This window comes from Corynebacterium sp. HMSC065D07 (assembly GCF_001810695.1).
In the GTDB taxonomy this organism is placed as follows: domain Bacteria; phylum Actinomycetota; class Actinomycetes; order Mycobacteriales; family Mycobacteriaceae; genus Corynebacterium; species Corynebacterium hesseae.
Genome location: NZ_KV802429.1, coordinates 21,458 through 27,482, shown reverse-complemented (window position 1 = coordinate 27,482; position 6,025 = coordinate 21,458). Strand labels below are relative to the sequence as shown.

The window sequence follows — 6,025 nt, the reverse complement described above, 5'->3', positions numbered from 1 at the left end:
GATATCAGGTGTCTACCAAACAGGGGTCAGGTCCTATCGCGGACAAAGCCACCTACCACAGGTCATCGACGCCATGTTTAATACAGACCAGCTCGAAGCGGAGTCCAAGCGCCTAGACGAGAAAATCCGCGCTCTTGCCAGCGAGATTGAATCATTGGTTGCAGAAAATCAGCGGGTAGCGCAAGACCAGGACCAATACCCCGCCCGCTACACCCAGCTAGAAGCGCGATACCAGAAAACCCTGGGCCGCAAACAAGCCATCGAGGCCGAGATTGCTGCCAAGAGTGCCAAGGCCACTGCGATCAAAACCGCCTACACCCAGTTGGCCGACAAGCCCATCCAGCATTTTCAACCATCCCAGTGGACAGCGCTTATCGACCATGCCGTTATCGGAGCCAACGAGATCCAGTTCGTCTTCAGAATCGGCACTGAAATCACCGTGCCTATTGCTAGCAGGCTGCCAGTTTCTTCCACTTCCTGATTTTGGTGCGAAACGTCGTAAATGGCGCGACGGTGTTGATATGCACCCATTTCCACACCGGCCACGCCGACGGGGTGGAAGAAGCCCACGCACGCTGACCCGAACTAAACAATTCTGATTCGGTTAGACCGCCCACCATTTTGACTATCTCACCAAGCAGGATCTTGAACCTGTCGATCAAATCCTCAGTAGATACCTGCTCCCAGCGTTGGTAGAACGATTCATACAATCCGCCCAGTTGATTCCACTTAAAACCAGGTGCCGGAGTCACCACGTCAAGACCGGCTTGTTCGTCACGTTCCCAGCCGAGCAGTAATTCCATCCAGCCAAGCTGGTAGGCGATCATCTGCCGGGGCGTGCGGTCAACACCGTCAACCAGCCGGTCCCAACCATCGCCAGGAACGCCTACGAACTCGCCGATAAAAAGTTCGCCACGCTTAGTAATCTCTGCGGCTAGTTCATCGCCGGACGCATACGATCTCACCACACACCTCCTCGTGAAACGGCCTTAGGTTTAACGCTTCGTTAGCGCGTTAAACCCTAAATACGCATTTTACTAGGGCAAACAAGATACCCGCTAACGCAAAACCCAAACCCGCTAACGCAAGCGATTTTTCACACCCCCCTAAGCGATACTCGCTAACGCAAAAGGGTACTTATCAAATCCGACGTCTAAGTGGAGCCGCCTGCGAGAATCGAACTCGCGACCTTCTCATTACGAGTGAGATGCTCTACCGACTGAGCTAAGGCGGCACGATGCAGTGTGTATATGCACCGCCTGAGAGTTTAGCCTAGGCCTGGGCTGATAAAGAAATCGGGCTATCACCTGTAGTGTGCACGCAGCACACGTGCTGGTTAGCGCGCGCCACAGGCCAGGCGCAGGCGGCCCACCATGCCGTCGAAAGCCACCTGCGGGGTGACGTTCTGCGGCAGCTGCTCGCGGCAGGTGCGGATAGCGGACTGGGCGGCCAGCAAGCCATCTTCGCTCACGCGCTGGGCAAGTTCGCCCGCTAGGCCCGCGAAGTCCGGGTGGGTCATCTCCACCTCAGCGCCGACTTTGAGCATGAGCGCATCGCGGTAAATACCGGCGAGATCCACGAGGGCGATGTCGAGGCCGTCGGAGATGCGTCGTTTAGCGCGCTTCTTGTGGAGCTCTTCCATATCCTTCAGCGCACTGCGGGCGTCGCGCTGCGCCTTCGTCGCGCCCTTGCCCTTAGCGCCGACGCCGAAGGATTGTTCAATCTTGGAGCGTTCCGCCTCCTCCGCCGCCGCGTGGGAGTCCTTGGCTTCCTTCTCAATGAATTTCAGCAGCGCAGTAACGGATTGAAAGGCCTGGGAGCCGTGGAAGACATCCTCGGCCAGGTTGATGGCCATGGCGCGGCGCTTCTGCGCGGCGGGTTCGTTGACCAGGTGTCGCGCACGCCCCACGTGGCGCAGGGTGGTCACGGCGGCCAGACGCGCGTCATCCTCGCTGGCACCTTCGGCGACGAGCTGCTTGACGACGCCCTCCACGCTCGGCGCCGGAATATAAAGGTGACGGCAGCGCGAGCGCAGCGTGACCGAGAAGTCCTCCGGATCCTCCGAGGGCGCCACCATGATGATGACGGTGCGCTCCGGGGGCTCCTCCACGGTTTTGAGCAGCGCGTTGGCGGCCTCATTGCGCAGGCGGTCGGCCTTGTTGAAGATGACCACGCGCCACGGCGCCACGCTCGGCAGGCTGGCGGCGCGCCCGATGACCTCACGGGCCTCGCCCACGGTGATGAACTGCTCCTGCGGATCCACGTAGACCAAGTCGGTGTGCTCTTGATTGTCCAGGACGCTTTGGCAGGAGGGGCAGCGCCCGCAGCCGGGGTTGCCGTTCTCATCGGCGGACGTACACATGAGCGCCGCGGCAAAGCACTGCGCGGCCAGCGAACGGCCGGCACCGGGAGGGCCGGTAAAAAGCCAGGAGTGGCTCATCGCTCGCGAGTCGCCCTCACCGCGAGCCGCGCGAGCAGCACTGAGGATGGTGTGGGAGACGGAGGGGGCGTCGGCAAGCCTTTCGGCAACGCTGGAGGTGTTCACTCGCTCAAGCCTACTGGGATAACTAAAGTGTGTAACCATGAACAGACTGATGCGTGGCGCCCGCTGGTTGTGGGGCACCCAATGGCCGATGTACGCCGCGCTCGTCTTGGGCGCCAACATCATCGGCGCCATCGCGATTATGACCTTTGTGGTCTTCTTCCTCCCCATGCCGGAGATTTCGGAATTCATCTCCGAAACGCCGCACCTGTGGACCTACGGCTCGCTGTTCGTGACCTTTGCGGTCATCATCGGCATAGCGGTAACACTTCGGCTTTTCAGGCCGGTGTTGGACTGGCAACGCAGCCCCGATGACCATGATCCCAACATGGTGCGCAACCTGGTCCTGCGCATCCCGCTCTACCAGGCCGGTGTGGCCGCGGGCGTGTGGCTGCTGGGCATCATCTTGGCAGTGGTGCTGGCAGGCCAGCACTCGGCGCGGCTGGCCGTCGTGGTCGGTGTTTCTGCTGCATTGGCCGGCGGCCTCATCGTGCTGTTGACGTACTTGCAGGCGGAGCGCCTCGTGCGCCCCGTGGCTGCGGAGGCCGTGGCCCGGCGTTTCGAGGATTCCACCTTGGAGCCGCCGATTAAGTACCGGCTGCTTTCCACCTGGATGATGACCTCCGGCATCCCGCTCATTGGCATCGTGCTTGTCCTCATGGGCCAACAGGCAGGCCTGTTTAGCCCTGAGACCTCAGACATCATGCCGGCCATCGTCGCGCTGACCGTTACCGCGCTGGGCACCGGGCTCATGGGCACCATGTTCGCGATGATGAGCGTGGTCGATCCCATCATTGAGCTGCAGGACGCCATCAACCGCGTGCGCCGCGGCGAGAGTGACGTCCAGGTGGACATCTACGACGGCTCCGAGCTCGGCGTTCTTCAGGCCGGTTTTAACGAGATGATGCGCGGCCTGCGCGAGCGCCAGCGCGTGCGCGATATTTTCGGCCGCTATGTCGGCGCCGAGGTGGCGCAGCGCGCCTTGGAGGAACGCCCGGAGCTGGGCGGCGAGGACCGCAAAGTGGCCGTGCTGTTTATCGACGTCATCGGTTCCACCACCTTCGCCGTCAACCACACCCCGGAAGAAGTGGTGGAGGAGCTCAACAAGTTCTTTGAGCACGTCGTTGAGGTGGTGCACCGCAACAAGGGCATCATCAACAAATTCCAGGGTGACGCCGCCCTGGCCGTCTTCGGTGCCCCGCTGACGGTCTACGACGCGAACTCCATGGCCCTGCAGGCCGCCCGCGAGCTGCGCCAGGAACTGCGCGGGCTGCGGCTACAGGCGGGCATCGGCGTAGCGGCGGGCCACGTGGTGGCTGGCCACATTGGTGGCGCGGACCGCTTCGAGTACACCGTCATTGGTGATGCCGTCAACGAGGCCGCGCGTCTCACCGAGCTGGCCAAGGACACCCCGGGCCAGGTACTCACCAACTCCGCCACCCTGCGCGGCGCTAATGAGGCCGAGCAAGCGCGCTGGACGCTCATGAAGTCTATTGAGCTGCGCGGGCGCCGCCGCATGACGCAGCTGGCGCGCCCGATTCGCCCGACGTTGGCGGAACGCGCTCTCGGATAAATAAGTTTTTGTGGTTCTGGTAGCTTGGGGCCATGCCTCATCAGCCACACCAACCCCATCCGGCACGCCAGAATTCGAGTCCCCGCCTCCTCGTCCCCGACGTCGCCCGCGGCATGGCCCTGCTGGGCATTGCGCTGGCAAACGTTTGCACCGCGTGGATTATGAACAGCGGCGATGGCCCCGATGCCTATTTCGGCGGCGTCGACTCCCTCGCGGACAAGATCTACGTGGTCTTTTCCGCCATGTTCGTGCATGTGCGTGGCCTGCCGATGTTCTCCACGCTTCTCGGCTTTGGCGTGGGGCTTATCGCGATGAGCTTGTGGCGACGCGGTTTCCCACTGCGGCGCGCGCAGGCCGTGTTGGCTAAGCGCTATGGATTTCTGGCTTTATTCGGTGCCCTCCACTGCCTCTTCCTCTTTTCCGGCGACATCATGCTGCTCTACGGCGCGATGGGCATGCTCATTGCGTTGCTGCTTACTTTAACCGACAAGCTCCTGATGCGCGTGGCCTACGGGTTCTGTGCGCTACTGGTTGTGGCGGGCATCGGAATGGGCGTTGGGGCCGCGCTTGTCGATACGTCGGAGTTTGATCTCAGCGGCTTCACCGCCGCCGAATCCTACTGGGAGCTGCTGGGTGAACAAGCCATCATGGTCTGCGCCCAAGCTTTTTCCGTTCCACTGACGGGAGCCTTGGTCCTTCCGGTGATGCTCGTAGGTTTCGTGTGGGCGCGCCGCGGAACCTTGGCCGGGGGCCATCGGCGCGAGCTGTGGGCGTGGACCCTTTTGGCCCTAGCCATCATCCTCTTCCTCGGGCTGCCCTGGGGCTTGTCCACGATTGGGGTGCTGGACCCAGCGCTGGCAGAACCCCTCAACGCGGCGAATAGCTGCATCGGCATGCTCACCGGGCCGGGCATCGTGGCGGGGGCAACACTCGCCCTAGAACCCCTGCAGCGCCGTGGTGCGCGCCCGTGGTTCCTGTGGCCACTCATCGCGCTCGGTAAGCGCTCCATGACCGGCTACGTGCTGCAGTCCGTGTTCTTCCTGGCGCTGGTCTACCCCTTTACCCTCAACATTGGCCCGGAGCTCAGCGCCGCGGGCCAGGCAGCGCTAGCCACCGGCGTATGGCTAGCAACGCTCCTCATCGCCTGCGCGCTCGAGGCCGCGGGCAAGCCCGGGCCCTTCGAATGGGTACACCGACGCTTGTCCTATGGCAAGACGATGCGCCCGGAATTAGGCGCTGCGCCTAACCGCGGCCCTTCCGCGCCAGCCCATCCACCAGCAGCACCAGGCCTACCGTCTGTGCCGCCGACTGCGCCGCATCCAGAACCCGGCCACGCAGGCCCGCATCCTGGCGCTGTTCAGCCGGGTTCAGGACCGTCAGCGCCTCAGAGGCCAGAAGCAGGTTAGCACCGTGGCTCAGCCCCTGCGTAGATTCAGCAGCGCGCAGGGCTGGGTCACCAGCTAACGCGGAGAGCGCAGCCGCCGGGATTCCGGCGATAGCCGTGGCGCGGCGCTCGCAGCGAGTACGGGACAGTGCACTGCCCGCGGCCCACGCGCCGGCGCGCAGGCCCCAACCCAGCGCATCATTGCGCGCACCGCGCAGCGCCCACGCGAAGGATGCGTATTGCACGCTCACGCACGTCACGCCGAACGTCGTTGGTGCGCCGCGCTTGGCGGCCTGGCCAAGCGAAGCGGCGATAAGCCCCACGCGGGTCTCCGGTGCGCAGTCTGGGCGCAGGGCCAACAGCACGGGTACAGCGGCGGTCGTGGCCGTGCCGAGCATGCGCCAGTTAAACAGGCGTGACCAGACTGCAGTCTCCCCCGCGGCGAGCGCGCCGAGGGTGAGGTGATCGCGGCCAGCAAAGGCCGGGCCCACCGCGCGCAGGAGAGCCTCGGTGCCCTCTTGGGTGC

The 6,025-nt window shown here is 63.3% G+C and carries 4 protein-coding genes, 1 tRNA gene and 1 pseudogene; 3 read left to right on the top strand and 3 right to left on the bottom strand.

What is annotated here, in order from left to right; genetic code table 11:
- Positions 1 to 481 (top strand): annotated as a pseudogene (locus HMPREF2760_RS03095) (DNA recombinase); the annotation flags it as partial.
- On the opposite strand, the gene HMPREF2760_RS03090 reads toward HMPREF2760_RS03095, so the two are convergent.
- The 3 genes from HMPREF2760_RS03090 to HMPREF2760_RS03080 form a co-directional block, all read right to left on the bottom strand.
- Positions 450 to 965, bottom strand: coding sequence for a ClbS/DfsB family four-helix bundle protein (locus HMPREF2760_RS03090; protein ID WP_034969882.1), 516 nt, complete (start codon positions 963 to 965; stop codon positions 450 to 452). The pseudogene HMPREF2760_RS03095 and the gene HMPREF2760_RS03090 overlap by 32 nt on opposite strands.
- A gap of 193 nt (positions 966 to 1,158) precedes the next feature.
- Positions 1,159 to 1,234, bottom strand: a tRNA-Thr gene (locus tag HMPREF2760_RS03085).
- Between the two features lie 102 nt (positions 1,235 to 1,336).
- Complete coding sequence (locus HMPREF2760_RS03080) at positions 1,337 to 2,584, bottom strand: DNA polymerase III subunit delta' (RefSeq protein WP_083304477.1); 1,248 nt, start codon at positions 2,582 to 2,584, stop codon at positions 1,337 to 1,339.
- On the opposite strand from HMPREF2760_RS03080, the gene HMPREF2760_RS03075 reads away from it, so the two are divergent.
- Both HMPREF2760_RS03075 and HMPREF2760_RS03070 read left to right on the top strand, forming a co-directional pair.
- Complete coding sequence (locus tag HMPREF2760_RS03075; protein ID WP_070596597.1) at positions 2,583 to 4,115, top strand: adenylate/guanylate cyclase domain-containing protein; 1,533 nt, start codon at positions 2,583 to 2,585, stop codon at positions 4,113 to 4,115. The two genes, HMPREF2760_RS03080 and HMPREF2760_RS03075, sit on opposite strands and share 2 nt — an antisense overlap.
- Positions 4,116 to 4,147: 32 nt before the next feature.
- Complete coding sequence (locus HMPREF2760_RS03070; protein WP_083304476.1) at positions 4,148 to 5,521, top strand: DUF418 domain-containing protein; 1,374 nt, start codon at positions 4,148 to 4,150, stop codon at positions 5,519 to 5,521.
- Positions 5,522 to 6,025: the final 504 nt, after the last annotated feature.

Excerpts from the sequence above, each read along its gene's own strand:
- HMPREF2760_RS03075 (WP_070596597.1), top strand. The coding sequence starts at position 2,583 with ATGAACAGACTGATGCGTGGCGCCCGCTGGTTGTGGGGCACCCAATGG.
- HMPREF2760_RS03080 (WP_083304477.1), bottom strand. The coding sequence starts at position 2,584 with ATGGTTACACACTTTAGTTATCCCAGTAGGCTTGAGCGAGTGAACACC.
- HMPREF2760_RS03070 (WP_083304476.1), top strand. The coding sequence starts at position 4,148 with ATGCCTCATCAGCCACACCAACCCCATCCGGCACGCCAGAATTCGAGT.